We start from the raw sequence: 25,956 nt of genomic DNA, 5'->3' as shown, positions 1-25,956 counted from the left end.
AGAGCGGTTCTGCGCTTCGTTGAAAGCTGAACCGCTCTTGGTGTCAGGCCGCTTCGCCGGCAAGCCAGGTGGTGGTAACCGTGAGTGCATCGGTGAGATGGACGAGATCGGCGCGCGCGCCCGGCGAAAGGTGGCCGCGGTCGGCAAGCCGGAGGAAGCGTGCCGGATAAAGGGTCGCCATGCGCAAGGCTTCGGCGAGCGTCAGGTCGAGATAGGTGACGCCGTAACGGATCGTCGAGATCATGTCGACGTCGGAACCGGCGAGCGTGCCGTCGGACAGCACCAGCTTCGAGCAGAAGCCGCCCCTTTCGCGCCGGACGGTGCGCCCGTTCAGCGTGAATGAATCCTTCTCGGAGCCGACGAGCGACATTGCGTCGGTGACGAAGAACAGCTTGCCTTCGCCGCGCTTGGCCCGCAGCGCCGTGCGCAAGGCCTTCGGATCGACGTGATGGCCGTCGGCAATGATACCGCACCAGGTCGAGGGATGATCGATCGCCGCGCCGACGAGGCCCGGCGCGCGATGCCCCATCTGGCTCATGGCGTTGAAGAGATGCGTGACCCCACGCGCCCCGGCATCGAAACGTTCCTCCGCCGCCTCGCTCGAACAATCGGAATGGCCGATGCTGACGGTGACGCCGGCTTCTGCGAGTTCGCGCACCTGGGCCACCGTCACCTGCTCGGCGGCCATGGTGACGAGCAGTGTGCCGATCGCCTCGCGCGCCCGGATGAAGGCCTTGACGTCGCGGTCCTCGACCGGCCGCATCAGTTCGGCCAGATGCGCGCCCTTGCGCGCCGGCGCCAGATGCGGGCCTTCGAGATGCAGGCCGGCGACGCCGCGGTTCAGTTTCACGGCCTCCGTCGCGGCCTCGATCGCGGCAATGGATGCCTTTGACGTATCGGTGATCAGCGTCGGCAGCAGCGATGTCGTGCCATAGGGCCGGTGCCCGCCGGCGATGATCTCCATCGAGGCGGCTGAAGGTTCGTCGTTCAGCATGCGCCCGCCGCCGCCATTGACCTGCGCATCGATGAAGCCGGCCGACAGCACGCCGCCGGCAAGCGGCACCGTCTCGCCATCCGGCAGATCGTTTGCAGCAGCGATCGCTTCGACCCGGCCGTAGGCAACGATGAGCGCCTTGCCGTCATGGAAGCGCTCGCCATCGAAGATGCGGGCGCCGGTGAAGATCTTGCGGGCCATCAGACCGTCTCCGTCACCTTGAGCAGGTTTGCCGGCCTGTCGGGATCGAAGCCCTTGCGCCGCGTTACCGACTCGATCAGCCGGTAATAGACGAGCAGCGATACCAGCGGATCGACGAGGCCGTTGCCCGTGGTCGGCACCCGCAGATTGACGCCGGAAAGCGGCTGCGTGGAGAACCCGACGGTGGTGGCGCCGAGCTTCTGCAGGCGCTCCAGCGCCTGGCCGTTATTGGCGAAAGCCGCATCGTCGGGCGCAAAGGCGACGATCGGAAAGCCCGGCTGCACCAGACGCATCGGACCGTGCATCAGTTCCGCCAGCGAAAAGGCCTCGGCATGCAGGCCGGAGGTTTCCTTGGCCTTCAGCGCCGCTTCGAGCGCGATCGCGAATGCCGGGCCACGGCCGGCCGTGTAGAGCGAGGTCGCGTGGAAGAGCACCTCCTCGGCTGCCGCCGTATCGATCCCGGCGGTAGCCGAAAGCGCCTCCGGCAGCTTGGCCAACGCGGCCTGCAGCTCGGACGCGCCGCCGATCGCAGCCGTTACCCCGGAAAGCGCGGCAACCGAGGCGATGAAGGATTTCGTCGCGGCAACGCTCTTTTCGGCGCCGGCATTGAGGCCGAGAACGATATCGGCCTGTTTCGCCAGCGGGCTGTCGGTGACGTTGACGACGGCAATCGTCGTCGCCCCACCCTTCTTCGCCGCCTCCTGCAGCGCCACGATATCGGGGCTCGCGCCCGACTGTGAAACGGTGAAATGCACGCCGCTCTTCAGATGGAGTGGGGCACCGTAGACGGACGCGATCGACGGACCGACCGAGGCGACCGGAACGCCGCAGGTGATCTCGAAGAGATATTTGAAGAAGGTGGCGGCGTGGTCCGAGGAACCGCGCGCAGCCGTCGTCACCACGCTCGGGCGGGCTGATGAAAACAGCCGGGCGATCTCGGCAAAGACCGGCTTTTCCTTTTCGAGCAGCGTGGCCACCACCTCCGGCGATTGGCCGGCTTCCTGCAGCATCAGCGACTGGTTCTCACTCATAGGTCATCTCCGATTCTCAATTCGGCAACGAAATCATAGGCATCGCCGCGGTAGTGCGAGCGGGTGTATTCAACGACGCGCTGGTCTTCCAGGCGCGACACACGTTCGATCAGCAGCGCCGGCGCGCCCGGTTTGACGTTCAGGATCGCGGCGGAGGACGGATCGAGTGTGACCGCGGTCAGCCGCTGCAGCGCGCGTACCGGCCTGTGGCCGCTGGCCGTCAGCGCATCGTAGAGCGACCCCTCGCCGCCGGCATCGGCGCCCAGGAACTTGATCGGCACCACGGCGCGTTCGATCGCCAGCGGCATGCCGTCGGCGAGACGCAGCCGGTCGAGCCGCAGCACCGGCTCGTCGCCGCCAAGGCCGAGCAGGAAGGATTCCTCCGGCGACGGCGTATTGACGGCCCGCGACAAGATCTTTGCAGCCGGTTGGCGCCCGCGCGAGCGCATGTCGGCGGAGAAGGAGGAAAGCCGCCAGAGCGACTGCTCCATGCGCTCCACCCTGCTCGATACGAAAGTACCGCTCCCGTGGCGCGATTCCAGTGCGCCCGACGCCATCAGATCGCGATAGGCGGTGCGCACGGTGACGCGGCCGAGCTTCAAGGCCTCGGCAAGATCGCGTTCTCCCGGCAGCGCCGTGCCGGGCTTCAGCAATCCTTCCTGAATAAGGCCGATCAGCGTCTGCGCCAACCGCTTGTAAAGCGGCCCGGTCAGCGCCTGGTCACGCAGGCCGCGGCTGTTCAGCTCCGCTATCAGACTGGTTCTATCCATAGGCACGCAATAGAACCTATTTAGAACCAATCAGCAAGGCTGAAATCCTACGCAGGCAAGAAAAAACCTCCCCGGGGCAGCGGAGAGGTTTTCATAGCGAAAAAATTTGACAGCCCTGCGTCCGCAGCGCCGCGTCTGAAAAAGACGGTCAGCTCTTGGTGAAGATATAATCCGTCTCCTGGCGCAGCACTTGGCCGGGGCGCAGCACCGCATTCGGGAAACCCTGGTGATTGATGGCGTCCGGCCAGACCTGCGTCTCCAGGCAGAAGCCGGCAAACGGGCCGTATTTCCGTCCGCCGAGGCCGGGAGCGCCGGTACTGAGCTTGAAGCCGGCATAGAACTGTACGCCGGGCTCGGTGCTGCGCACCTCAAGCGACACACCGGAATAGAGGCTGCGGGCAAGCGCGACGCTGCGCTTGGCGGTGCGCTCGGGCGATAGGCAGAAATTATGGTCGTACATCACCTGTTCGCTGCCGACGAAACGCTTCATCGGCGCCATCTCGCGAAAATCGAATTCCGTGCCTGCGACGGAACGGATCTCGCCGGTCGGCACCTGTTTCTCGTCGGTCGGCAGATAATGGTCGGCGGCGATCATGATGTCGTGGCCAAGCGCGTCTTCACGGCCGTCGAGATTGAAATAGGCATGCTGGCAGACATTGGCGAGCGTCGGCTGGTCGCTGGTCGATTCATAGGTCACCGACAATTCGCCGTTGCCATGCACCCAATACGTTGTCTGGATGGTGCAATTGCCGGGATAGCCGGCGCGGCCATCGGGATCGACGATCTTCAGCACCACGCGGTCGACGTCATGCTCGACGACCGTCCAGTTGCGTTTGGCGATATTGTCGCTGCCGCCATGCAGATGCGTCACGCCGTTTTCGTTCAGCTCGAGCTGGTGGTCCTTGCCGTCGAGCGTGAAGGCGCCGCCGCCGACACGATTGGCGCAACGGCCGGGTGTCGCGCCGAAATAGGCCGAATAAAGCGGGTAGCTGTCGAAATCCTCAAAACCGAGCTGCAGCGGCGCGTCATGCCCCTCCAGGCGCAGATCCTGGATGACCGCGCCCCAGGTGATGACCTTGGCCGTCAGCCCGCCGCCCTTGATGACGACGCGATAGACTGTCTCGCCCGCCTTCGTCTGCCCGAAAACTTCCCGCTCCAACTTATCCGACATGATCGACCGTCCGTTTGATATCTAGCAATCCGACCGGAACCTGCCCGCATTTGTCCCAAACCGCAACCGGCCGCGATCAGAAAGGGGTATCGCTCACAGATCCGTGCCGATCTCCTCCACGTCAAAGGGCGTCGTCTGGTAGATCTCGTTGATCCAGTTGCCGAACAAAAGATGCGCATGGCTGCGCCAGCGGTTCTGCGGCGCAAGCGCCGGATCGTTATGCGGGAAATAATTGTGCGGCATCTTGATCGGCACGCCGGCATTGACGTCGCGGAAATACTCGTCTGACAGCGAGGTGGAATCATATTCGACATGGTTGAACATGTAGAGCCGCCGGCCCCGCTTCTCGTGCACGAGGCAGACACCCATCTCGCTGGATTCCATCAGGATTTCCAGCTTGTCGGATTTCTCGATATCGTCGCGGCGCACCTCCGTCCAGCGCGACACCGGCACTTCGAAATTGTCGGAAAAGCCGTTGAGATAGATCGACGAGGGCTTCAGATTGCGGTGGCGGTAGACGCCGAAGGCTTTCTCCTTCAGCTCGTATTTCGGAACGCCGTGGAAATGATAGATCGCCGCCATCGCGCCCCAGCAGACGTTCATCGTCGAATGCACATTCGTTTCCGTCCAGTCGAGAATCTCCCGCATCTCCGACCAATAGGTAACGTCCTCATAGGGCAGGAGCTCGATCGGCGCCCCGGTGATGATGAAGCCGTCGAATTTGCGGTGCTTCACCTCCTCCCAGGTCTGGTAAAAGGCAAGCAGGTGATCTTCGGAGGTATTCTTCGCCTTGTGGCCGCCGATGCGGATCAGCGACAGCTCGACCTGCAGCGGCGAGGCGCCGACGAGGCGGGCCATCTGCAATTCGGTCTTGATCTTGTTCGGCATCAAGTTGAGCAGCCCGATCTGCAGCGGACGGATATCCTGACGGATCGCCAGCGTCTCGGTCATCACCCGCACACCCTCTTGCACGAGAGTTTCGAAGGCGGGCAGCGTATCGGGGATCTTGATGGGCATTGCGGTCACTCGATCAAAAAGCAAAAAACCGGCGGCGAAAAAAATCGCTACCGGTCCGCACGCGGCCCTTTAGCAAGTTTTTTAACGTGGCTGCAAGCCGGCCGGCCAAATCACCACGGAATGCTTAATTAGACCCAGTCGAGCCGCGAATCAACTGCCGAATGCATGCGGCAGCGACCCATGCAAGCATCATCACAGTTTAATGACTGATAGAATCTGTTGATAGACCGGTAACGCCACCATGTTAATAATGGTAAGCATGGGCGATGTTGGAAAAGCGTAATGGCAGATAAGACCGAGGGGAGGCCGGGCATCCGAAGGCAGGATAGGGTAGGGTATGATCTCAGCCTGACTTACCGCCTCGGAGTGATGTTCTCCGCATTCTGGAATTCTGAAGTGCGTGGCAAGGTGCTGTTCCTGGCGACCGTGCTGATCCTCGTCATCCTGGCGACGGCCTATGGCCAGGTCATCCTCAACGAGTGGAACGCCCCCTTCTACGATTCGCTGGAGCGCCGCGACCTCGGCGAATTCTTCCATCAGCTCGAAATCTTCGCGATGATCGCCGGTACGCTGCTGCTGCTCAACGTGCTGCAGGCCTGGCTGAACCAGATGACGGCGCTCTATATGCGCGAAGGCCTGTCGCGCGATCTGGTCGATCAGTGGCTGAAACGCAAGCGGGCACTGCGGCTCGCCTCCAGCGGCCTGATCGGCGTCAATCCGGACCAGCGCTTGCACGAGGATTCCCGCAACCTCGCCGAAAGCACGACGGGGCTCGTTCTCGGCCTGCTACAGGCGACCATTCTTCTCGTCAGTTTCATCGGCGTGCTCTGGGAGCTTTCCAGCGGTTTCATCTTCCACATCAGCGGCCACAGCTTCTCGATTCCCGGCTACATGGTCTGGGCGGCGATTTTCTACGCCGCCTCCGCCTCGGTGCTGAGCCAGGTCGTCGGCCGCAAGCTGGTTAAGCTCAATGCCGACCGCTTCTCGAAGGAGGCCGAGCTTCGCTTCACCCTGATGCATGCCAACGAGAACATGCCGGCGATCACCGTCGCCCGCGGCGAGGAGAATGAGCGCCGGCGCATCAACACCGACATCAGCTCGGTGCTGAGAGTCGTCAAGCGGCTCGCCATGGCCAATACCAACCTCACCTGGGTGTCGGCCGGCTATGGCTGGCTGGTGATCGTCATTCCGATCATCGTCGCCGCGCCCGCCTATTTCTCCGGCGGCCTGACACTTGGTCAGCTGATGATGTCGGTCGGCGCCTTCAACCAGGTCAATACGGCGCTGCGCTGGTATGTCGCCAATTTCGGCCCGATCGCCGAATGGCGCGCCACCCTCATGCGCGTCACCGACTTCCGCCAGGCGCTGCTCGAGACCGACGAGGACTTCGAGCTGAAGGACGGCATCACTTATGAAGACACCGCGGCCGACACACTGACCCTGAAAGACGTGGTGATCGTCGCCAAGATCGGCGAAGACATCGAGGAATGCGGCGGCTTCCGCCTGCGCGAAACCGACGTGGTGATCAAATCAGGCGAAAAGATCATGATCAACGGCGATCACAGCGTCAACCGCAAGCTGCTCTTCCAGGCGATGGCCGGCCTCTGGCCGTGCGGCAGCGGCACGATGGGCCTGCCGCCGATCGACGACATGCTGTTCGTCCCGCAGATCGCCTATATCCCCGGCGGCACGCTGCGTGAGGCGCTGGCCTTCCCCGAAAGCCCCGATGCCTACGAGAAATCAGCCGTCGAGGCAGCCCTCGAGAAGGCCGGCTTGCATTCGCTGATCTCAAGGCTCGATACCCGCGCCCGCTGGGACAAACTGCTCGACAGCGACGAACAGAAGGCAATCGGCTTCGCCCGCCTGCTTCTCGTGCGTCCGCGCTGGATCATTTTCGACGAAGTGCTTGAGGGCATGGAGCCGGAATGGCAGGAAACCATGGCCGGGCTGCTCACCTCTCTGCCCGAAAGCGGCATGATCTATATCGGCCGCTCCGAGGCCTATCTCGAGATCTTGAAGCCGCGCGTGCTGCATCTGCAGGCGCTGCCGTCAAAATCCGAGGAACCACAGCAAGAGCAGCAAGCCGCCCGTCCAGGCGCCAGCGCCGGTACGGGCGCCGCCGCCATGCCCGCGCCGGCGCTTTAAAGGCAGCTGAAAAGCGTCATTCCCATGTTCGCGAACTGCAGCAAAAATCTCGCTTGTATGCCACTGATGATGCAATCTTTGCCAAAATGTGCCATAAACGGTTCAATGAGGTACTTTCTATGGCAACGATGAATGTGTCCCTGCCCGATCCAATGAAGGAATGGGTAGATTCGCAAACCAAAACTGGGCGCTACAGCAATGCGAGCGATTACGTCCGTGACCTAATACGGCGCGATCAAGAGCGGTCGGACAAATTGGTGGAATTGCAGCGTTTGATCACGGACGGGTTGGAAAGCGGTCTCAGTGATCGTTCTAAAGACGATATTCTTCAGGTGGCGCGCGAGCGACTGGCAGCGCGGCGTGTATGAAATATCGGACAACCGTTGAAGCGGATTATGACATCGTTGACATCTATGTTCTCGGCGCCAATCAGTTTGGCTTGCCGCAATCAGAGCGTTATGTCGACGATTTATTCCGCGCGTTCGAATTGCTGGCTGATAATCCACAAATGGCACGCGAGCGACGCGAGCTAAATCCGCCGATACGGCTTCATCCTCATCATGCGCATATGATCGCTTATGTGATCCGAGAGGAGGATATCCTGATTGTCCGTGTGTTGCATGGGCGAGAGAATTGGCAAAGCCTCTTTGCACAAAGCTGACTTTATGGCCATTTCCTTCTGAATCGACGTCACATCGGCGGCGTGATGCCGTTGAGGCCGACGGCAACCTGGCTGGCCGAAATGCTGCCGTCCGCCGCTTTCTCGCCGGTGACGATGACACCGGCGCCGGCCATCAGATCGTCCTTGGTCGCGGGCGCCAAGGTCACGATCGGCGTGCCGTCGGCAATCGTGATGGTCTTTTCCTTGCCCTGGTAGGTCAGCGTGATCGTATGGCCGTCGACGGATTTGACGGCATTGCTGACGGTCGCGTTGGTCATCTGGCTGTTCGGCTGCGCATCCCAGGGGCGGTTGCCCTCGCCGGTCCCCTTCATCGACGCCGGAAAGATCAGCACCTCGATCGCCCCATCCGGGCCGCTGCCTTTCGGCAGCGAGGCAACCCCGACGAAATCGCCGGGTTTGATATCCTCGACCGAGGCCTGTTTGACGCCGCCGACCTTCCAGCCGGCTTTCAGCGTGATCGTCGCCTCGCTGCCTTCGCGCGTTCTGACGACGAGCTGATCGCCGCTGAGGCTTTCGATGGCGCCGCGGATGCGAACGCGTTCGCCATCCTGCGCCTGCGCGACCTGTGAGAAGACAAGCGCGACAAAGCCACCGGCGGCAAGTGTTCTGAAAAAATGGGAATGGGGCTTGCGAGACATATGACTTTTCCTTGTCGCCATTGCGATCGGCGCTATCCCCGGCCGCCGGACGGCACCTTATGCCGACTGGGGATACACTAGCGAATCAACGAAAGGTGAGCCGTCGAGCCCGGGAAACTCAGCCTTCCAGCTCTTCCCGCAGCATTTCGAGTTCCAGCCACTGCTCTTCCATCTCAGTGAGGCTGGCGCGCAGCTCCTCCATCTCGCTGGCAAGCCGGTTGAAGGCAGCCGCATCGCGCGTAAAGAGATTGGGATCGGCCATCACCTGTTCGCGTTTGGCGATCTCGGCTTCGGCTTTCGCCATCTCCTTCGGCAAATTGTCCAGCGCGAATTTCTGCTTGAAGGAAAGCTTGCTCTTCGAGCCTCCTCCAGAAGGCGCCGCCTCCTGCGGTTTCGGCTTCTCCGCCGCCTTCTCGGCTCGCTTGCGCTCCTCGAGCGCGCCCTTGCGCTGGGCAAGCATGTCGGAATAGCCGCCGGCATATTCGATCCAGCGGCCGTCAGGTGCATCCGGCACGGCGGGTGCGATCGTCGAGGTCACGGTGCGGTCGAGGAAATCGCGGTCATGGCTGACGAGAATGACGGTTCCGGGAAAACCGGCGACGATCTCCTGCAGCAGGTCGAGCGTTTCGATGTCGAGATCGTTGGTGGGTTCGTCGAGGATCAGCAGGTTCGCAGGGCGCGACAGAATGCGCGCCAGCATCAGCCGGGCGCGTTCGCCGCCGGAGAGGCTCCTGATCGGCGTGCGCGCCTGTTCCGGCTGGAACAGGAACTCCTTCATGTAGCCGGTCACATGGCGCTGCTCGCCGTTGACGAGCAGGTTTTCGCCGCGTCCATCGGTCAGATAATTGGCGAGCGTGTCCTCCGGGTCGAGATCCTCGCGCTTCTGGTCGAGGATCGCGATCTCCAGATTGGTGCCGAGCTTTATCGTGCCGCTATCGGGCGAAAGCTGCCCGGTCAGCATCTTCAAGAGCGTCGTCTTGCCGGCGCCGTTCGGGCCGACCAGACCGATGCAATCGCCGCGATGCACCCGGATCGAGAAGGGCGTGACGATCGGCCGGTCGCCGAAGCTCTTGGTGATCTTGTCGGCCTCGATGACCAGCTTGCCGGATTCCTGCGCATCCGAAGCCGTCGCCTGCACCGTGCCCTGCGGCCCCTTGTGGCCGCGATATTGCGAGCGCATCGTCTGCAGTTCGCCGAGGCGGCGCATGTTGCGCTTGCGCCGCGCCGTGACGCCATAACGCAGCCAGTGCTCCTCGCGCTCGATCGCCTTGCCGAGCTTATGCTGCTCCAGCTCCTCGGCCTCCAGCACCTGGTCGCGCCAGGCCTCGAAATGCGAAAATCCCCTGTCGAGCCGGCGCGAGGTGCCGCGGTCGAGCCAGACAGTTGCCGTCGAGACCTTTTCGAGGAAACGCCGGTCGTGCGAGATCAGCACCAAAGCGCTGCGCGTCTTCTGCAGCTCGCCTTCCAGCCATTCGATTGTGGGAAGGTCGAGATGGTTGGTCGGCTCGTCGAGCAGGAGAATGTCGGGCTCCGGCGCCATCACGCGGGCAAGGGCGGCGCGGCGCGATTCGCCGCCGGAAAGATTTCTCGGATCTTCCTCGCCGGTCAGCCCGAGATGGGACAGCAGATAGGTGACGCGATAGGGGTCGTCGCCCGGCCCGAGGCCGGCCTCGGCATAGGCCTGGACGGTGTTGAAGCCGGCAAAATCCGGCGCCTGCTCGAGATAACGCACCGTCGAGGACGGATGGCGGAAGACCTCGCCGGACTGCGCCTCGACCAGGCCGGCGGCGATCTTCAGAAGCGTCGATTTTCCCGAGCCGTTGCGGCCGACGAGACAGATTTTGTCACCCGGTTCGATCTGCAGGCTGGCACCCGCCAGAAGCGGTGCGCCGCCGAAGCTCAGGAAGATATCGTCGAGTTTCAGAATGGGAGGGGCCAAAAATCAGACTCCGGAAAGATCGTAGGGCCTGGCGAGCACGATCGCCCGGCCGCTGCGGAGCGAAAAGCGAACCCTGCCTTCCGCGACATTGGAAATGGTGCGCGACGAGCCGAAAGGCAGATGGAAATCCGCCAGCGGATAACGCGCATTGTCGATGCAAAGCCCGGTCAGCGCGCTGAACCCGAGCACGGAAAACAGGCTGTCCTTGGGAAGATCCAGCTCGATCGTCCCGGCCAGCAGCGGCACCGCTTCCTCCTTGCCCGAGGTCAGCAGCACGTCGAAACCCTCTTCCGCCAGACTGACGGCCGACAGCAGATGCTGAAGCGCGTGGTCCGAGCGTTCGCCGCCAAGCGCTCCGGCCAGGATCAGCCGCCGCGCACCCCGCGCAATCGCTTCCGACACGGCAATTTCGCCGTCCGTCGCCGCCTTTGCCGCGGGATAGGGCTGTTTCGGTACATCGGGAAAGGCACCTGCGAGATCATCAGATGTCGAATCGAAATCGCCGACCCAGAGCTCCGGCGTGACACCGAGTGCCGCCGCATGCCGCATACCGCCGTCGGCCGCGATGAAGCGGCTGCGGCCGACGGCATGGCGCAAGCGCTCCGTCAGGCCGAGTTCGCCGCCGAGCAGAATGGTAAAGGTGGATTGGCTCATGGGCATTGCCCTTAGCGCAAACGGGGGGTGGAGGGGAAGGGGCGCCGACGGAGCGGCGGCGTTCACCTCAGCCCGGCGTATCCTTATCGCGCGACAGGAAGATCGCCTCGTAACCGCCGATGAAGCGATCGAACAGGGTCGCGAAGCGATCGACATCCTCTTCGGGCCAATCGGAAACGATCTCGGAGATGATCGCAATTTTCTGTGCGCGGATTTCTGCAAGCAGCGCCTCGCCCGCCGCCGTCATGACCACGACGATCCGCCGCGCATCGGCCTGCGAGGCCTCGCGGCGCAGCACGTTGCGGGTCACCATCTCGGCCACCACCCGGCTTGCCCGCGACGGATCGATGCGCAGCATCTCCGCGATCATGCCGACCGTCACCTCGCCGGCAGGCTGCGCCCTGCGCACGGCATCGAGCACATCGAGATGCGAAAGCTCGAGACCCGGTGCGGCGCTCTGGATCGCCAGCCGGCCGATCAGCCGCCGCCCGGTCATCAGCCGCATACGCGCCATGCTCCGGCCGATGAGAGACACGTTTTCGTCATCCGGCTCGGCCGGGCTGTTGGACAGGATCCTGGTCAGGGCTTCATTCATAGCGACAGCATAACAGAGCGGGAGCGGAAATTGAATATGCCGATGTCATTAATGTGCCATTGACAATTATATGCTGATGGCACATAAATTATCCACCAGATCGGAATGATGCTCCCATGGACATGCAACTCGCGCCTGCGCCGCTCGTGACGGATCCTCGTCGCCGGCTTATCCTCTTCTTCTTCCTGATGACGGCCATGTTCATGGCGACGCTGGACAATCAGATCGTTTCCACGGCACTGCCGACAATCGTCGGTGAATTCGGCCATCTCGAACGTTTCGGCTGGATCGGCTCGGCCTATCTCCTGTCGCTCAGCGCCGTCATGCCGCTCTATGGCAAGCTCGGCGATCTCTTCGGCCGCAAATATGTGATGATGACGGCGATCATGATTTTCACCGTCGGCTCGGCGGTCTGCGGCCTCGCGGTTTCGATGAATACGCTGATCGCCGCCCGCGTCCTGCAGGGTCTCGGCGGCGGCGGCATCATGGTGTCGATCTTCGCCGTCAACGCCGATCTGTTCGAGCCGCGCGAGCGGGCGCGCTACCAGAGTTATTCCAGCCTGGTGCTGATGGCGTCGGGCGCGATCGGTCCGGTGCTCGGCGGCACGATGAGCGATCTTTTCGGCTGGCGCTCGATCTTCCTCGTCAACGTGCCGATCGGCGTCATCGTCCTTACCGGTCTCGCCTTCATGCTGCCCTATCGCAAGCCGCATCGCCGCCCCAGGATCGATTATGCCGGTGCGCTGCTGCTCGCCCTGACGACGACCAGCATCGTGCTCGCCACCGACAGCAGCGAATTGTTCGGCGCATTGGTCTCGCCGCAGAGTATCGGCATCGTCGCCTTCGGCCTCGTCTGCGCCGTCACCTGGGTGTTCGTCGAGCGCCGCGCGCCGGAGCCGATCGTGCCGCTGGAGCTTTTTCGCAATTCGACCTTCAGCCTGCTCCTGGTGATCTCGATCATGGGCGGTGCCATCGCCATCGGCATGGTCAACTATCTCGCGCTCTTTCTGCAGACCACCACCGGCCTTTCGCCTTCTGCCGCCGGCCTTCTCTTCATCCTTCTCACAGGCGGCCTCGTCTGCGGATCGCTGTCCGCGGGCCGGATCATCTCAAAGACCGGCCGCTACAAGCCCTTCGCCATTGCAAGCCTGACCTGCAGCGCCATCGCCTTCGCACTGATGTCGCAGATCCACGCGGGAACGCCGATCGCTTTCATCGGCGCGATCATGATGCTGCATGGCATCGGCATCGGCCTTGCCCAGCAGGTTCCGGTCATCGGCGTGCAGAATGCAGCACCCGCCCGCGACGTCGGCGCCGCCACCGGCTCGGTGACGCTGTCGCGCATGGGAGGCGCGTCGATCGCCATTTCGATCTATGGCGCCATCGTCGCTTCCGAGATCGGCAAGGTCGGCGTCTCCATTCCCGGTGTCGCCGATATCGAACAGCTGACGCCGAAGATGATGGCCTCCCTTCCCGAAGCAAGCCGCCAGACCGTCGCCGATATCTATGCCGCCGCCTTCTCGCCGCTGTTCATGACCGCCTGCGCCATTGCGCTGATCGGCCTTGCGGCCGCCATCATGCTGAAGCCTGTGCAACTGCCCCGCGCCGGCGAGGCGAAGATGCCGCAACCGGCGACGGCGGAAGCCGCGGAATAACCGAATCGGACCCGCAGATACCTCATCCCAAGGCGCTCCTTCCGCGGAGCATCTATCAGGGATTGCAATTTTCTCGCGTCGCTGCCGCTATCGGCTGGGTTGCTTCAATCAGACCGTTCTTTTTCCGCGCCGCCGACGAATCTCCGCTTCGTGACGGAACTTTCGCCATAATTTCATCCGAGCGAAGAAGGGCCTGAACGCCCGAGGCTTGCCAAAATGCAACGCTGCCACATTTAAACAGAGTCTCGCTATGCAACCGATGCGGAAATCAGCTACAGCAAGGACTTGTATCGGCCGATTGTGCAGCGCGAGATCAGGGGTGCGCACCTGTTGAATTCCCCTTGCCACGGTCGGTGCCAACCTGCGGCGAACCGGCAAAACAGCGACATGATGCGGAGAACCAGACTGGATAGCTTGACGACGTGGAAATCGCCCGCGCTTTCCAGTGATGCCATTTTCGCGCTCCGGCGCTTCGCGCGTCGCCTGATGCTGCTCTCGGCCGTCGCGATGGCGCTGAATGGCTGTCAGACGCTGATCGAGCAATCCTATCAGCCGAGCGTCTCGCCCTCTTCCAATCCGCAGATCGTCGACGAGGTGCAGAAAAACGACCCGCGCGCGGCGATGGGCGCCCGCGAACATCCGCGCATCGTGGCGAGCTACGGCGGCGAATACAAGGACGCCAAGACCGAGCGCCTCGTCGCCCGCATCGCCGGTGCGTTGACGGCGGTGTCGGAAAATCCGAGCCAGTCCTACCGTATCACCATCCTGAATTCACCGGCGATCAACGCCTTTGCGCTGCCGGGCGGTTATCTCTACGTCACCCGCGGCCTGCTTGCGCTGGCCAACGATGCGTCGGAGGTCGCCGCCGTGCTGTCGCACGAGATGGGCCATGTGACGGCGAACCACGGCATCGAGCGGCAGAAGCGCGAGGAGGCCGAGGTCATCGCCAGCCGCGTCGTCGCCGAGGTCCTCTCCAGCGATATTGCCGGCAAGCAGGCGCTGGCCCGCGGCAAGCTGCGGCTCGCCGCCTTCTCGCGTCAGCAGGAACTGCAGGCCGATGTCATCGGCGTGCGCATGCTCGGCGAAGCCGGCTACGACCCCTATGCCGCCGCCCGTTTCCTCGATTCCATGGCGGCCTACAGCCGCTTCATGTCGGTCGATCCGGAAGCCGACCAGAGCCTCGACTTCCTGTCGAGCCATCCGAATTCGGCGCAGCGCATCGAGCTTGCCCGCACCCATGCGCGCGCCTTCGGCCAGGAAGGTTCGGTCGGCGACAAGGGCCGCGACTATTATCTCGACGGCATAGACGGCCTGCTCTACGGCGACAGCCCCGAGGAAGGCTATGTGCGCGGCCAGACCTTCCTGCATGGCGGCCTCGGCATCCGTTTCGACGTGCCGCCTGACTTCCACATCGACAACAAGGTCGAAGCGGTGATGGCCACCGGCCCGAACGACATCGCCGTCCGCTTCGATGGCGTCGCCGACAATCAGAACCAGAGCCTCACCAACTATATCTCCAGCGGCTGGGTGACCGGCCTCGACCCGTCGACCATCCAGCCGGTCACGATCAACGGCATGGAAGCGGCCACCGCGCGCGCAAGCGCCGACCGCTGGGATTTCGACGTCACCGTGATCCGCAACAATTCGCAGATCTTCCGTTTCCTGACCGCCGTGCCGAAAGGCAGCGAGGCGCTCGAGCCGACGGCCAATGTCCTGCGCGCGAGTTTCCGGCGCATGACGCCGGCAGAGGCGGCCTCGCTGAAGCCGCTGCGCATCCGCGTCGTTACCGTCCGGCCGGGCGAAAACATTTCGACGCTCGCCGCCCGCATGATGGGCACCGACCGCAAGCTCGATCTCTTCAAACTCATCAATGCCCTGCCCACCGGCGCAGCCGTCTCGCCAGGCGATCGCGTCAAGATCATCGCCGAATAAAAAAACCCGGCTTGCGCCGGGCGAGTCAGTGCTGCTGGAGGGAATGAGTTTTACCCCGCAGTGCGTCTCTCGACGCGTTACGGGCGCTGTAGCGCTTGTCTAAGCGTAGGCCGCCATGTGCGGATCGGCGCTGACCAGCGCGCTGCGGAGCTTCTCCATCGCCCGGCTTTCGATCTGCCGCACGCGCTCCTTGGAAATACCGAGATCGGCGCCGAGTTCTTCGAGCGTGGCGCCGTCTTCGGCCAGACGCCGGGCGCTGATGATCTTCATCTCGCGTTCGTTGAGATGTTTCAGCGCCGAGGCGAGCCAGACGCGGCGGCGCTCGCCGTCGATCATGTTGGAAACCTGCTCGTCCGGCAGCGGATCATCGCTGACGAGGAAGTCCATCTTCTCCGCGCTCTCGGCATCGCCGGAGACCGAAGGCGCCTGCAGCGAGGCGTCGTTGCCGGAAAGCCTGGCATCCATGGTCTGCACATCGGCAAGGCTGACGCCGAGTGCGGCGGCGATTTCCTGGTGAATGGATTGCAGCGTCAGCTGCGTGTCGCCCTTGGCGAGCTTGGCGCGCAGGCGGCGCAGATTGAAGAACAGCGCCTTCTGCGCCGAGCTCGTGCCGCCGCGCACGATCGACCAGTTGCGCAGGATATAATCCTGGATCGACGCCCTGATCCACCAGCTTGCATAGGTGGAAAAGCGCACGTCGCGTTCCGGCTCGAAGCGGGCGGCGGCCTCCAGAAGGCCGACATAGCCCTCCTGCACGAGATCGCTCATCGGCAGGCCGAAATTGCGGAACTTGCCCGCCATGGATATGACGAGCCGCATATGGGCCATGGCGATCTGATTGCGCGCGCCGCGGTCGTCATGATCCTTCCAGCGGATGGCGAGATCATGTTCTTCCTGACGGGCGAGATAGGGGGCGGCCATCGCGATCTTGATCATGCGCCGGTCTGCAGACATGTTCTTCATTTCGATCTCCTGAAACAGGCCTCTCGCCCTAAATGAACAATAAAACGCACCTTCCGGAACATCGCTGTCCGGACTGAATGGGGTTCTGAATGCATAAAGACCTCGCCCCTGGACTTTTCAGGGGGAGGCCCTAGTTCTCATCATGTGCCGGTAAGACGGCTGGGCCGGACCTGTTTCTTCACCTTGCCGGATGGGCAATATTGAAAAGGCATGATCCGCTCCTCATCGAACATTGACGGAATAGCAGTTCGCCCGTCGAGGCCTTGCCCCACGAGCAGTCCGCAATTACGTGTGTTAAACGCGGCAGTCGGGAAAAAGTTCCAATAAAAAACCCGGCTTGCGCCGGGTTTTTTGATAGGGGAAAACTGAAGCGCCTTAGGCGGCTTCGTCCTGCGAATCGTCTTCTTCGATCGCCTTGCCGCGCTTCGGACCCTTGTTGAGATTGGTCTCGACGAGGCGGACGGCTTCGGTTTCCGACATCTTGTTGACGGCGGCGATTTCGCGCGCCATGCGGTCGAGCGCAGCCTCATAAAGCTGGCGCTCGGAATAGGACTGTTCGGGCTGGTTCTCGGCACGATAGAGATCGCGCACGACTTCAGCGATGGAAATCAGATCGCCGGAATTGATCTTGGCATCATATTCCTGGGCGCGGCGGGACCACATGGTGCGCTTGACGCGCGCCTTGCCCTGCACGACCTTCAATGCACGCTCGACGAAATCCGTTTCCGAAAGCTTGCGCATGCCGATGCTCATCGCCTTGGCGACCGGAACCTTCAGCCGCATCTTGTCCTTTTCGAAATCGATAACGAAAAGTTCGAGCTTCATGCCGGCAACTTCTTGCTCTTCGATAGCGGTGATGGTACCGACGCCGTGAGCGGGGTAGACGATCGATTCACCGGTCTTGAAGCCATGGCGAGCTGTGGAAGGCTTTTTCTGCTGAGTCGTCATTCTATTCAAAAACTCCCTGTTACGCTTCCGGCGGCGGCCGGAGCCGGGTCAGTCAGGCCCGGGTGAGACGGTAGTATCCGTCGGGTGACTTCACTCTGGTCCCATCGGGCAAAAGCAAAGAACTTCTTGCGCACGATCTTGGGACCCGGCGCTCAAAGCGTTGATATGTCACGGAAACCGCGTACGGATTTGTTTTGCTTTCGTGATGGTTTTGGGCATGCGTCATGCCACAAATGGAACAGTATGCAAAACCTATCATAAAAATATGAGGAAATCAATAATTTGCTTCGCTTGAGTCATGCGGGCAACACATGTCACCCATATTCCTCACGCAGCTTTTGGAGCCTTTCCTGGTCAGATTGCAGCATTCTGTTGGCTCAAACGGAGTCGGATGGTCGACCGGCCGGCGCGCGTCGTAGCCCGGCTCTACGGCCAAGCCGGCCGGTCGATCAGCCGGCCCGTTTCAGCCAACCCTCCCGCAGATTTGCCTGGCAAATCTTCAAGACTCAGGAAACGCCGGACGCACTTATCGCTTCGCCACGGCGAAGCAGTGCGGCCGGTGGGCCGGGCATCTTTCCGCCAGGATCAGAGGCGATCGGCTCGGCCGTACCAAGGGGTATGCCCTTCGCCAATCGCCTCTGCCCTGACGAAAACCTGCTCGGGCAGAATGCTTCAATCTGACCAGGAAAGGCTCCAAACGTTTTACCCCACGGCCGCCCGAATCCGGCGGCCGATTATGGCCGCCGTCTCAATCGCCGGAACCGGGTTTTTCCGAGAAATACTTCTCGAACTTTCCGGTCTCGCCATCCATCTCCTTGGCCTCCGGCAACGGATCCTTCTTGACCGTGATATTCGGCCAGATGGAGGCATATTCGGTGTTGATCTTCAGCCATTTGTCGAGGCCCGGCTCGGTATCCGGCTTGATCGCCTCGGCGGGACATTCGGGTTCGCAGACGCCGCAATCGATGCATTCGTCGGGATGAATGACGAGGAAATTCTCGCCCTCATAGAAGCAGTCGACGGGGCAGACTTCCACGCAATCGGTGTATTTGCACTTGATGCAATTGTCGGTCACGACATAGGTCATGAAGAACTCCAGGATTCCATGCGAATGGGGGCCGGGCAACCTGGAACGTCGCGCCTATCCCCGTGCCGGAGGAAAAGCGTGGGCTGGCTTGGGAGGCAAGCACGCTTCCGGCAGGTTGTCAGTGACGTATCGGCTTTAACGCCGGATTTCAAGGATAAACGATCTGCAAAAGCCGCCGCCGCGGGCAGAGTTTTCTAATCCTCGTCCGACATCAGCCTGTCGATTGCGCGTCGTTCCTTTTTCGTCGGACGGCCGGTGCCGGTCGCCCGGATCGCCTGCTCGTAGGGGGTGAGGCGTTTTGCCTCATCGGGCGGCGGCGACAGGTCCTCGTAGAGCAGGCGGGCTTCCTCGTAGGGGCCGCGACGCTCGCCGGCAAGGCGCATGATGAGAACGACGTCGCGCCGCTCCAGCGCCAGTTCGATCCGATCGCCCGGCTTGACCATCTGGCTCGGATGGTTGCAGCGCTCGCCATTGATGCGCACATGGCCCGACTGGATATGGCTCTGCGCCAACGAGCGCGACTTCGCCATGCGCGCGAAGAACAGCCACTTGTCGATGCGCTGGCGCGAACCGCTTGTCGGCTGTGTCTCCCCGCTCATGATTACTTCTTCATCTGCTCCTTGAGAGCCGCGAGCTTGGCGAAAGGTGAATCCGGATCGATCGGCTTCTCCTTGCGCGGCGGCTTGGCCTCGAAGCGCAGCGGCTGCGAACCGCCGCGGTTGTTGTTGCGGTCATTGCGCTCGCCGCGTTCCTTGCGGTCCTGCCGGTCGCCGCGCGGCTGGTCGCCCCGTGGCTGGTTGTTGCGGTCGCCTCTCGCCTGCTGCGGCCGGCCGCCATCGCGGCCGCCGCCGTCCTTGCCGCGGTTGTGACGATTATTGTCGCGACCTTCGCCGCCGCGATTGCCCTCGCCGCCTTCACCGCCGCCCGGCCGGCGATTGCGCTCGCCGCGTTCCTGGTTCTGACCGCGCTCCTGGCCCTGGCCGCCACGGCGTTCGCCATGCCCGCCGCGCGCCTGGCGCTGATTGTCGTTGCGGCCACCGAGACGCCACAGAAGAACCGGCTTCGGTTCCACCGGCTCGCCGGCTTCCCCGGAAGCGGATGCCGCTTCCTCAGGCGCGGATGCCGTCTCCGCGGGAGCGGAGGCTTCATCGGGAGCTGCGGTTTCCACTGCTTCCGCCGCGGGCGTATCGACATCAGCCGAAGCCGCCTCGGTTGCGGATGGCTCGGCGGCAGTCTCTTCCGCCGCGCCGTCGGCATCGTCGTGATCGGCCTTTTCGGCCGTCTCGTCGGCGGGCGTTTCCGCGGTGGCAGCCGGCACTGAGGCCGCATCCTGCGTCGCAAGATGGGCCGATGCTTCTTCCGCCTTCACGGCATCGGCGCGATAGCCGAGACCCTTGAGGATTTCTTCCATGTCCTCGAGCGTCGCGCCGAGGATCGACAGCATCGCCGTCGTCGTCGTGAAGCGGCGACCGTCATAGGCGCCCTCCGGACGGTTGCTCTGACCCGGCTTCCACTGCAGCAGCGGACGGATGATATCGGCAAGCCGTTCGAGAATGTCGATGCGCACCGCGCGCTTGCCGAGGAAGCGGAAGCCGGCGAGCTTGTAGAACATCCGCTCATAGCTCGGATCGGTGACCACGGAGGTACGGCCGGCAGCCAGCACCGGAATGAGATCACCATAGCCCGGCTTGTCCAGACCGTCGTTCTTCAGCGCCCAGAGCAGCGTGATGAGCTCGGCCGGCGCCGGCTTCAGAAGCGCCGGGACGAAAATATGGTAAGCGCCGAAACGCACGCCGTAGCGGCGCATCGAGGCGCGTGCCTCCTGGTCGAGCGACTTGACTTCCTCGGTCACGTCGCGGCGGAACAGCACGCCGAGATTCTCGACGAGCTGGAAGGCAAGCCCCTTGGCCAGACCCTGCAGGTCCTCGGCGCGCGACAGATCGTCGAGCGGCTTCAGCACCGTGCTGATATGATGATTGACGAAGCGCTCGACACGGGCGGCGACATGATCGCGGGCATTGCCCGTCAACTGTTCGTCGGCCAGCAGAATCACGCGCGGACGCATGACGTGATCGCTGCCCGAAAGCCGCGCCACCGGGTCGCCGATCCAACGGATCAACCCATCCGAGCCGATCGCCAGGTCGCTGTTGCCGGCGGCATGGATTCGCGCCGCACGGGCCTCGAATTCGAGCGCGAGCGCTTTCTGCGACGCAGCCTGAACCGCCTTGGCATCCGGTCCGTCCGTTCCCGCCACCGGCGTGAAACGGAATCCGCTCAATTGCCCTACATGATGTCCTTCAACGAAGACATCGCCATTCACACTGATTTCAGCTTCCAGCATCGCATTCTCTCTCAGGCGCTTCATGAGCACAGATGTCCTGCGATCAACAAAGCGTTTCGTCAACCTTTCATGTAACGCGTCGGACAATCGATCTTCGATTTCCCGCGTCTTTTCCTGCCAGTGTGTCGGATCGGCAAGCCAACCGGGCCGATTCGAAACATAGGTCCAGGTTCTTATCTGCGCGATTCGCGCCGAAAGCGTGTCAATTTCCCCATCTGTCCGATCGGAGCGATGAACCTGCTCCGCAAGAAATTGCTCATTCACCGTGCCATAGCGGACGAGATCGGAAAAGAGGGTCGAGATAAGATCGGCATGTTGTGCCGGGGTGATACGCCGATAGTCGGGAAGCGCGCAAGCCTCCCAGAGTTTTTCGACGCGAGCCGGCCTGTCGGCAAGGTCGATGACCTCGGGATAACGTGAAAGCTGTTCGAGCGCCTGCTGGTCGACCGCAGGCAGCGCCCGCGTCAGCCCCGGCACGCGCGGCCCGGCCTCGAGGCTTGCCCGCAGGGATTGAATCGAGGAGAAGTCCATCTCGGTCGTGCGCCACTGCAAAACCTTGACGTTGTCGAATTCGTGCCCCTCGATGCGCTGGACCAGTTCCTCGTCGAAGGGCGAGACCTGTCCGGTGACGCCGAAGGTACCGTCGCGCACGTGCCGCCCGGCACGCCCGGCGATCTGGCCGAGTTCGCCCGGATTGAGATTGCGGAACTGGTAGCCGTCGAATTTCCGGTCCTGGGCGAAGGCGACATGATCGACATCGAGGTTGAGGCCCATGCCGATCGCATCGGTCGCCACCAGATATTCGACATCGCCGGCCTGATAAAGCGCGACCTGTGCATTGCGGGTGCGCGGGCTGAGCGCGCCGAGCACGACGGCCGCGCCGCCGCGCTGCCGGCGGATGAGCTCGGCGATGGCATAGACCTCGTCGGCCGAGAAGGCGACGATGGCCGAGCGCTGCGGCAGCCGGGTGATCTTCTTCTGCCCGGCGTAGAAAAGATGCGAAAGCCGCGGCCGCTCGACGATCGTAATGCCGGGCAGGAGCTGCTGCAGGATCGGCTGCATCGTCGCAGCACCAAGCAGCAGCGTTTCCTCGCGGCCGCGAAGATGCAGGATCCGGTCGGTAAAGATATGGCCGCGTTCGAGATCGCCGGCGAGCTGCACCTCGTCGATTGCGACGAAGGCGGCCTTGGTCTCGCGCGGCATCGCCTCGACGGTGCAGACCGAAAAACGCGCATTGGGCGGCGAAATCTTTTCCTCGCCGGTGACCAGCGCCACGTTCTGCGCGCCGACCTTCTCCACCACCCGCGTATAGACTTCGCGCGCCAGCAGCCGGAGCGGCAGGCCGATCACGCCGGTCCCGTGCGCAACCATGCGCTCGATGGCATAATGGGTTTTACCGGTATTGGTCGGCCCAAGCACCGCGGTTACACCGCGTCCGCTCAGAATCATCGGCTGCGAAGTCAGAGTCATGGTCCATGCAAATGAGGCGGGCAGCCCCCAGGAATAGAGTGCTTCCGCGAGGGAAGCCAGAGAACACATGGACAGCCGCCGCCGCAAACGCAAGGGCAGATTTCAAAATGCTTCGGGGAATACGACCTTTGCGAGTCGCGCGGAGCGCCCGGATCTGCGATTCGGAACAGCGTGAGAACGAATCAGCGACGAATCGCTGACTCCTGCTGATTCAGCTTTTGTTCACGGCTAAGTATTGATTTTGAATCACTTTTTCCCACTAGATGCTGAATCGCCGGACTCCCTCCTCTTCGCATTTTCGTCGTCGCGAACAATGATTCCGTCCGCCGGCGGACAATCGAAAATTGTGCCCGAAATTAACCTACCGACCAAAGCCGGAACGAATCGGCGACGAATCGCTGACCCTGCCGTTTTCGCCTTTCGTTCACGGCCACATCTGGTGGCGAAATTCAGTCCATGCGCTAGATGCGGATCGCCGATGGCTTTCCCTGTTCCGCCTTATCCCATGGGCATTAATCTCTAGGAAGACGGATTCAGATTTCGTTAAGATCGAAGGGGCGATGGCGGCGTCCCGATCAAAAACGGAACGAATCGCTGACGAATCGGCGACATCGGGACCTTCTCGCTTTGTTCACCGCAACATGTTGTATTCAAAGGATTTTTTAACCATAGGAGCAAGTTTCGATGGGGCGCAGGTCAAGACGCGACACATTTCCTGGCTTAACCGGGAACAAAAATCGCCAATGCGTGTTTCTCGTCCATTCAGATTGCGGACGAAATGAAGGAAAAACACCATGCTTGGCACGATACTTCTTGTGATCCTCATTCTGCTCTTGATCGGAGCCTTGCCGAATTGGGGTTATAGCCGTGGCTGGGGCTATGGACCTTCTGGCGGTTTGGGGCTAGTTCTCGTGATTATCATTATCCTTGTACTCATGGGCCGCATCTAAAGGCCAACAAACCTGGGGAGTTACGACATGATGAAGAAGATTGTTCTTATTGGTGCGCTCGTCGGCGCCCTGGCATCCTGCACGGCGACCGAGCAGGGCACGGCGATCGGCGCCGGCACCGGCGCGGTCATCGGCGGTGCCGTCACCAACAGCTGGGGTGGTGCCGCCGTCGGCGCCGTTGCCGGCGGTCTGACCGGCGCCCTCATCGGCCAGTCGGTCGAACGCCGCGGCTATTGCGTCTATCGCGACCGCTACGGCCGCCGCTACGAGGCTCGTTGCCGCTACTGACCGGCAAAAGCATATCGGACTTCCCAACGGGCGCTTCGGCGCCCGTTCTTCTTTGCCCGCCTGTCAACACGGTGTTGACGATCGGTCGCGAAAGCCAAACCTACCGACCTCCGTCAGGCAGGCGCATATTTCCTTCATGAGCGCATGGGCAGGCGAAGCCGCCCGGCGCATCTGAAAGGAACGTTTCCATGGGTCAGATTTTCCTGAATTCCGCCGTCGCCATTCTCATCGCCTTGGCTTTCCTGACAACCGCAATCTCAGCTCTTCGCGGCCAGGATCGCTCGCCGCAGCGCGTGCCGGTCAAGATTCCGCCATGGCGTCACCCGAACGCCGGCGACCGCTCCTGAACCTCTCAGGAGGGCATCCATACAAAAAGCGATAGCGCATCCGGCAGGACACGCTATCGCTTTCAAATCGATTGCGATTTTCGAGGTAGGTTAGACGAAGAACTGCCCGCCATTGGCCGTCAGCGTCGAGCCGGTGATGAAGCCGGCATCGTCGGAGGCGAGGAAGGTGACGCAGCGCGCGATCTCCTCGGGCTCGCCGAGACGGCCGACCGGAATCTGCGGAATGATGCGTTCGTTCAGCACCTTCTCCGGCACGGCGAGCACCATCTCGGTTCCGATGTAACCGGGGCAGATGGCGTTGACGGTGATGTTCTTGGCCGCCCCTTCCTGGGCCAGCGCCTTGGTGAAGCCGAGATCGCCGGCCTTGGCCGCCGAATAATTCGCCTGACCCATCTGGCCCTTCTGGCCATTGATCGACGAGATATTGACGATGCGGCCGAAGCTGCGGTCGCGCATGCCGGTCCAGACCTGATGCGTCATGTTGAACAGGCCGGTGAGGTTGGTATTGATCACCTCGTGCCATTGCTGCGGCGTCATCTTGTGGAACATCGCGTCGCGGGTGATGCCGGCATTGTTGACGAGCACGTCGACCGGCCCGATCTCGCTTTCGATCCTGGCGATCCCCTCGCCGCAGGCGGCGTAATCCGAAACATCCCATTTGAACACCGGAACGTCGGTGGCTTCGTGGAAGGCTTTGGCTTTCTCGTCGTTGCCGGCATAATTGGCGGCAACCCTGTATCCGGCGTTTTTCAGCGCCACGGATATGGCCGCGCCGATGCCGCGTGTACCCCCGGTGACCAAAGCCACTCTGCTCATGTTCCGCTCCCTTTTTGTTTTCGCCCCGCCGTGGCGGGATTTTCAATCAATGACGGATCGTATGCCGTTTAAAGTGCTTCGAAGCACATGGCGACACCCATGCCGCCGCCGATGCAAAGCGTGGCCAGGCCCTTCTTGGCGCCGCGGCGCTTCATTTCGAACAACAGCGTGTTGAGAACGCGCGCGCCGGAAGCGCCGATCGGATGGCCGATCGCGATCGCCCCGCCGTTGACGTTGACGATCGCAGGATCCCATCCGAGATCCTTGGTGACGGCGCAGGCCTGCGCCGCAAAAGCCTCGTTGGCTTCGACGAGATCGAGATCGCCGACCGACCAGCCGGCCCGTTCGAGCGCCTTGCGGGACGCCGGGATCGGGCCGGTGCCCATGATGGAAGGATCGACGCCCGCCGTTGCCCAGGAAACGATGCGGGCGAGCGGCTGGATGCCGCGCCGGACCGCTTCCGCTTCGCTCATCAGCACCGCCGCGGCCGCACCGTCGTTGAGGCCGGAGGCATTCGCGGCCGTAACCGTGCCCTCCTTGTCGAAGGCCGGGCGCAGCTTGCCCATCGCCTCCAGCGTGGCGCCGTGGCGGATATATTCGTCGGCATCGACGGTCACGTCGCCCTTACGCGTCTGGATGACATAGGGGATGATCTCGTCGGCAAAGCGGCCGGCCTTCTGCGCCGCCTCCGCCTTATTCTGCGAGGCGACGGCGAACTGATCCTGCTCGTCGCGCGAAAGCTGCCACTGACGCGCGATATTCTCGGCGGTGATACCCATGTGGTAACCGTGGAAGGCGTCCGTCAGGCCGTCCTTGATCATCGTGTCGACCATCTTCGCGTCGCCCATCTTGACGCCGCCGCGCAGGTGCATGGCATGCGGCGCCATCGACATGGATTCCTGGCCGCCGGCAACGATGATCTTGGCGTCGCCGGTGGCGATCTGCTGCATGCCGAGCGCGACGGCGCGCAGACCCGAACCGCAGAGCTGGTTGACGCCCCAGGCCGTCGCCTCCTTCGGAATGCCGGCCTTTATCGCCGCCTGTCGGGCCGGGTTCTGGCCCTCGCCGGCAGCGAGCACCTGGCCGAGGATGACCTCATCCACTTCGCCGGCATCGACGCCGGCGCGCGCGAGCGCACCCTTGATGACCGCCGCGCCGAGTTCATGCGCGGGGACCGTTGCGAAAGCGCCGTTGAACGAGCCGACTGCCGTTCGACCTGCGCTGGCGATGACGATGGATGAATTGCTCATGGGGACGCTCCTCGTTTTCGTCTCACTTACATAAGACGAAACTGGCAAAGCTTGGAGCGCAAGTCAAACGCG

24 protein-coding genes and 1 riboswitch are annotated in these 25,956 nt (G+C 62.4%); of the genes, 8 read left to right on the top strand and 16 right to left on the bottom strand.

The features are described 5' to 3' along the window. Nucleotides 1-43: 43 nt before the first annotated feature. The 5 genes from nagA to metA all read right to left on the bottom strand — a co-directional run bounded on the left by nagA (nucleotide 44) and on the right by metA (nucleotide 5,184). Nucleotides 44-1,195, bottom strand: coding sequence for an N-acetylglucosamine-6-phosphate deacetylase (nagA, locus tag QMO80_RS13870; protein WP_283197099.1), 1,152 nt, complete (start codon nucleotides 1,193-1,195; stop codon nucleotides 44-46). Then, a complete protein-coding gene (locus QMO80_RS13865) occupies nucleotides 1,195-2,226 on the bottom strand; it encodes an SIS domain-containing protein (protein ID WP_283197098.1) in 1,032 nt (343 codons plus the stop codon). Before QMO80_RS13865 ends, nagA begins: the two co-directional genes overlap by 1 nt. Continuing rightward, nucleotides 2,223-2,996: a GntR family transcriptional regulator gene (locus QMO80_RS13860; RefSeq protein WP_283197097.1), complete on the bottom strand. Its 774-nt coding sequence runs from the start codon at nucleotides 2,994-2,996 to the stop codon at nucleotides 2,223-2,225. Before QMO80_RS13860 ends, QMO80_RS13865 begins: the two co-directional genes overlap by 4 nt. Nucleotides 2,997-3,144: 148 nt before the next feature. Next, nucleotides 3,145-4,167 carry an aldose epimerase family protein gene (locus QMO80_RS13855; RefSeq protein WP_283197096.1) on the bottom strand — a complete coding sequence of 341 codons (1,023 nt, stop codon included), beginning with the start codon at nucleotides 4,165-4,167 and terminating at the stop codon, nucleotides 3,145-3,147. A 93-nt stretch (nucleotides 4,168-4,260) separates the two neighbouring features. After that, complete coding sequence (metA, locus tag QMO80_RS13850; RefSeq protein WP_283197095.1) at nucleotides 4,261-5,184, bottom strand: homoserine O-succinyltransferase; 924 nt, start codon at nucleotides 5,182-5,184, stop codon at nucleotides 4,261-4,263. Between the two features lie 49 nt (nucleotides 5,185-5,233). Next, nucleotides 5,234-5,311: riboswitch (SAM riboswitch) on the bottom strand. 155 nt (nucleotides 5,312-5,466) lie between these two features. On the opposite strand from metA, the gene QMO80_RS13845 reads away from it, so the two are divergent. The 3 genes from QMO80_RS13845 (at nucleotide 5,467) to QMO80_RS13835 (ending at nucleotide 7,990) form a co-directional block, all read left to right on the top strand. Continuing rightward, the gene (locus QMO80_RS13845; protein WP_283197094.1) at nucleotides 5,467-7,329 is read left to right on the top strand and encodes an ABC transporter ATP-binding protein/permease; all 1,863 of its coding nucleotides are present in this window, start codon (nucleotides 5,467-5,469) and stop codon (nucleotides 7,327-7,329) included. A gap of 119 nt (nucleotides 7,330-7,448) precedes the next feature. Next, nucleotides 7,449-7,697 (top strand): type II toxin-antitoxin system ParD family antitoxin, encoded by a 249-nt coding sequence (locus QMO80_RS13840; protein WP_283197093.1) that lies wholly within the window; start codon nucleotides 7,449-7,451, stop codon nucleotides 7,695-7,697. After that, complete coding sequence (locus QMO80_RS13835; protein ID WP_283197092.1) at nucleotides 7,694-7,990, top strand: type II toxin-antitoxin system RelE/ParE family toxin; 297 nt, start codon at nucleotides 7,694-7,696, stop codon at nucleotides 7,988-7,990. Before QMO80_RS13840 ends, QMO80_RS13835 begins: the two co-directional genes overlap by 4 nt. A 29-nt stretch (nucleotides 7,991-8,019) precedes the next feature. On the opposite strand, the gene QMO80_RS13830 is transcribed toward QMO80_RS13835, so the two are convergent. The 4 genes from QMO80_RS13830 to QMO80_RS13815 all read right to left on the bottom strand — a co-directional run bounded on the left by QMO80_RS13830 (nucleotide 8,020) and on the right by QMO80_RS13815 (nucleotide 11,837). Beyond that, a complete protein-coding gene (locus QMO80_RS13830) occupies nucleotides 8,020-8,649 on the bottom strand; it encodes a hypothetical protein (RefSeq protein WP_283197091.1) in 630 nt (209 codons plus the stop codon). Between the two features lie 118 nt (nucleotides 8,650-8,767). Continuing rightward, on the bottom strand, nucleotides 8,768-10,588 hold the full coding sequence (locus QMO80_RS13825) for an ABC-F family ATP-binding cassette domain-containing protein (protein WP_283197090.1): 1,821 nt from the start codon (nucleotides 10,586-10,588) through the stop codon (nucleotides 8,768-8,770). A 3-nt stretch (nucleotides 10,589-10,591) separates the two neighbouring features. After that, complete coding sequence (locus QMO80_RS13820; RefSeq protein ID WP_283197089.1) at nucleotides 10,592-11,248, bottom strand: thiamine diphosphokinase; 657 nt, start codon at nucleotides 11,246-11,248, stop codon at nucleotides 10,592-10,594. 61 nt (nucleotides 11,249-11,309) lie between these two features. Continuing rightward, nucleotides 11,310-11,837, bottom strand: coding sequence for a MarR family winged helix-turn-helix transcriptional regulator (locus QMO80_RS13815; RefSeq protein WP_283197088.1), 528 nt, complete (start codon nucleotides 11,835-11,837; stop codon nucleotides 11,310-11,312). Between the two features lie 116 nt (nucleotides 11,838-11,953). Here QMO80_RS13815 and QMO80_RS13810 point away from each other — a divergent pair, with 116 nt between their 5' ends. Beyond that, entirely contained in the window at nucleotides 11,954-13,492 is a 1,539-nt protein-coding gene (locus QMO80_RS13810) for an MDR family MFS transporter (RefSeq protein WP_283197087.1), read from the top strand. Between the two features lie 387 nt (nucleotides 13,493-13,879). Beyond that, nucleotides 13,880-15,424 carry a M48 family metalloprotease gene (locus QMO80_RS13805; RefSeq protein ID WP_283197086.1) on the top strand — a complete coding sequence of 515 codons (1,545 nt, stop codon included), beginning with the start codon at nucleotides 13,880-13,882 and terminating at the stop codon, nucleotides 15,422-15,424. Between the two features lie 99 nt (nucleotides 15,425-15,523). Here the strand turns inward: QMO80_RS13805 and QMO80_RS13800 are convergent, their stop codons facing one another. From QMO80_RS13800 to QMO80_RS13780, 5 genes are all read right to left on the bottom strand, one after another. Next, complete coding sequence (locus tag QMO80_RS13800) at nucleotides 15,524-16,387, bottom strand: RNA polymerase factor sigma-32 (RefSeq protein WP_012559312.1); 864 nt, start codon at nucleotides 16,385-16,387, stop codon at nucleotides 15,524-15,526. A 375-nt stretch (nucleotides 16,388-16,762) separates the two neighbouring features. Further along, on the bottom strand, nucleotides 16,763-17,335 hold the full coding sequence (locus tag QMO80_RS13795; RefSeq protein WP_003543775.1) for a CarD family transcriptional regulator: 573 nt from the start codon (nucleotides 17,333-17,335) through the stop codon (nucleotides 16,763-16,765). Between the two features lie 748 nt (nucleotides 17,336-18,083). After that, complete coding sequence (gene fdxA / locus QMO80_RS13790) at nucleotides 18,084-18,422, bottom strand: ferredoxin FdxA (protein ID WP_049733327.1); 339 nt, start codon at nucleotides 18,420-18,422, stop codon at nucleotides 18,084-18,086. Between the two features lie 194 nt (nucleotides 18,423-18,616). Beyond that, nucleotides 18,617-19,021, bottom strand: a complete 405-nt coding sequence (locus tag QMO80_RS13785) for an RNA-binding S4 domain-containing protein (protein WP_283197085.1) — start codon at nucleotides 19,019-19,021, stop codon at nucleotides 18,617-18,619. 2 nt (nucleotides 19,022-19,023) lie between these two features. Further along, on the bottom strand, nucleotides 19,024-22,233 hold the full coding sequence (locus QMO80_RS13780; RefSeq protein WP_283197084.1) for a helicase-related protein: 3,210 nt from the start codon (nucleotides 22,231-22,233) through the stop codon (nucleotides 19,024-19,026). Nucleotides 22,234-23,027: 794 nt separating this feature from the next. Between QMO80_RS13780 and QMO80_RS13775 the strand changes: the two genes are divergently transcribed. From QMO80_RS13775 to QMO80_RS13765, 3 genes are all read left to right on the top strand, one after another. Further along, a complete protein-coding gene (locus QMO80_RS13775; RefSeq protein WP_003543790.1) occupies nucleotides 23,028-23,183 on the top strand; it encodes a DUF3309 family protein in 156 nt (51 codons plus the stop codon). 27 nt (nucleotides 23,184-23,210) lie between these two features. Further along, a complete protein-coding gene (locus tag QMO80_RS13770; protein ID WP_003543792.1) occupies nucleotides 23,211-23,471 on the top strand; it encodes a glycine zipper domain-containing protein in 261 nt (86 codons plus the stop codon). A gap of 188 nt (nucleotides 23,472-23,659) precedes the next feature. Continuing rightward, nucleotides 23,660-23,818: a hypothetical protein gene (locus QMO80_RS13765; RefSeq protein ID WP_283197083.1), complete on the top strand. Its 159-nt coding sequence runs from the start codon at nucleotides 23,660-23,662 to the stop codon at nucleotides 23,816-23,818. Between the two features lie 90 nt (nucleotides 23,819-23,908). Here QMO80_RS13765 and QMO80_RS13760 read toward each other — a convergent pair whose 3' ends face one another. Continuing rightward, nucleotides 23,909-24,634 (bottom strand): beta-ketoacyl-ACP reductase, encoded by a 726-nt coding sequence (locus tag QMO80_RS13760; protein ID WP_283197082.1) that lies wholly within the window; start codon nucleotides 24,632-24,634, stop codon nucleotides 23,909-23,911. A gap of 68 nt (nucleotides 24,635-24,702) precedes the next feature. Further along, nucleotides 24,703-25,884: an acetyl-CoA C-acetyltransferase gene (locus QMO80_RS13755; RefSeq protein ID WP_283197081.1), complete on the bottom strand. Its 1,182-nt coding sequence runs from the start codon at nucleotides 25,882-25,884 to the stop codon at nucleotides 24,703-24,705. Nucleotides 25,885-25,956 lie beyond the last annotated feature (72 nt).

The sequence above is a fragment of the Rhizobium sp. BT03 genome (assembly GCF_030053155.1).
Lineage (GTDB): Bacteria > Pseudomonadota > Alphaproteobacteria > Rhizobiales > Rhizobiaceae > Rhizobium.
Note: the sequence above shows the minus strand (reverse complement) of the source record. Positions and strands in the feature narration are given on the sequence as shown.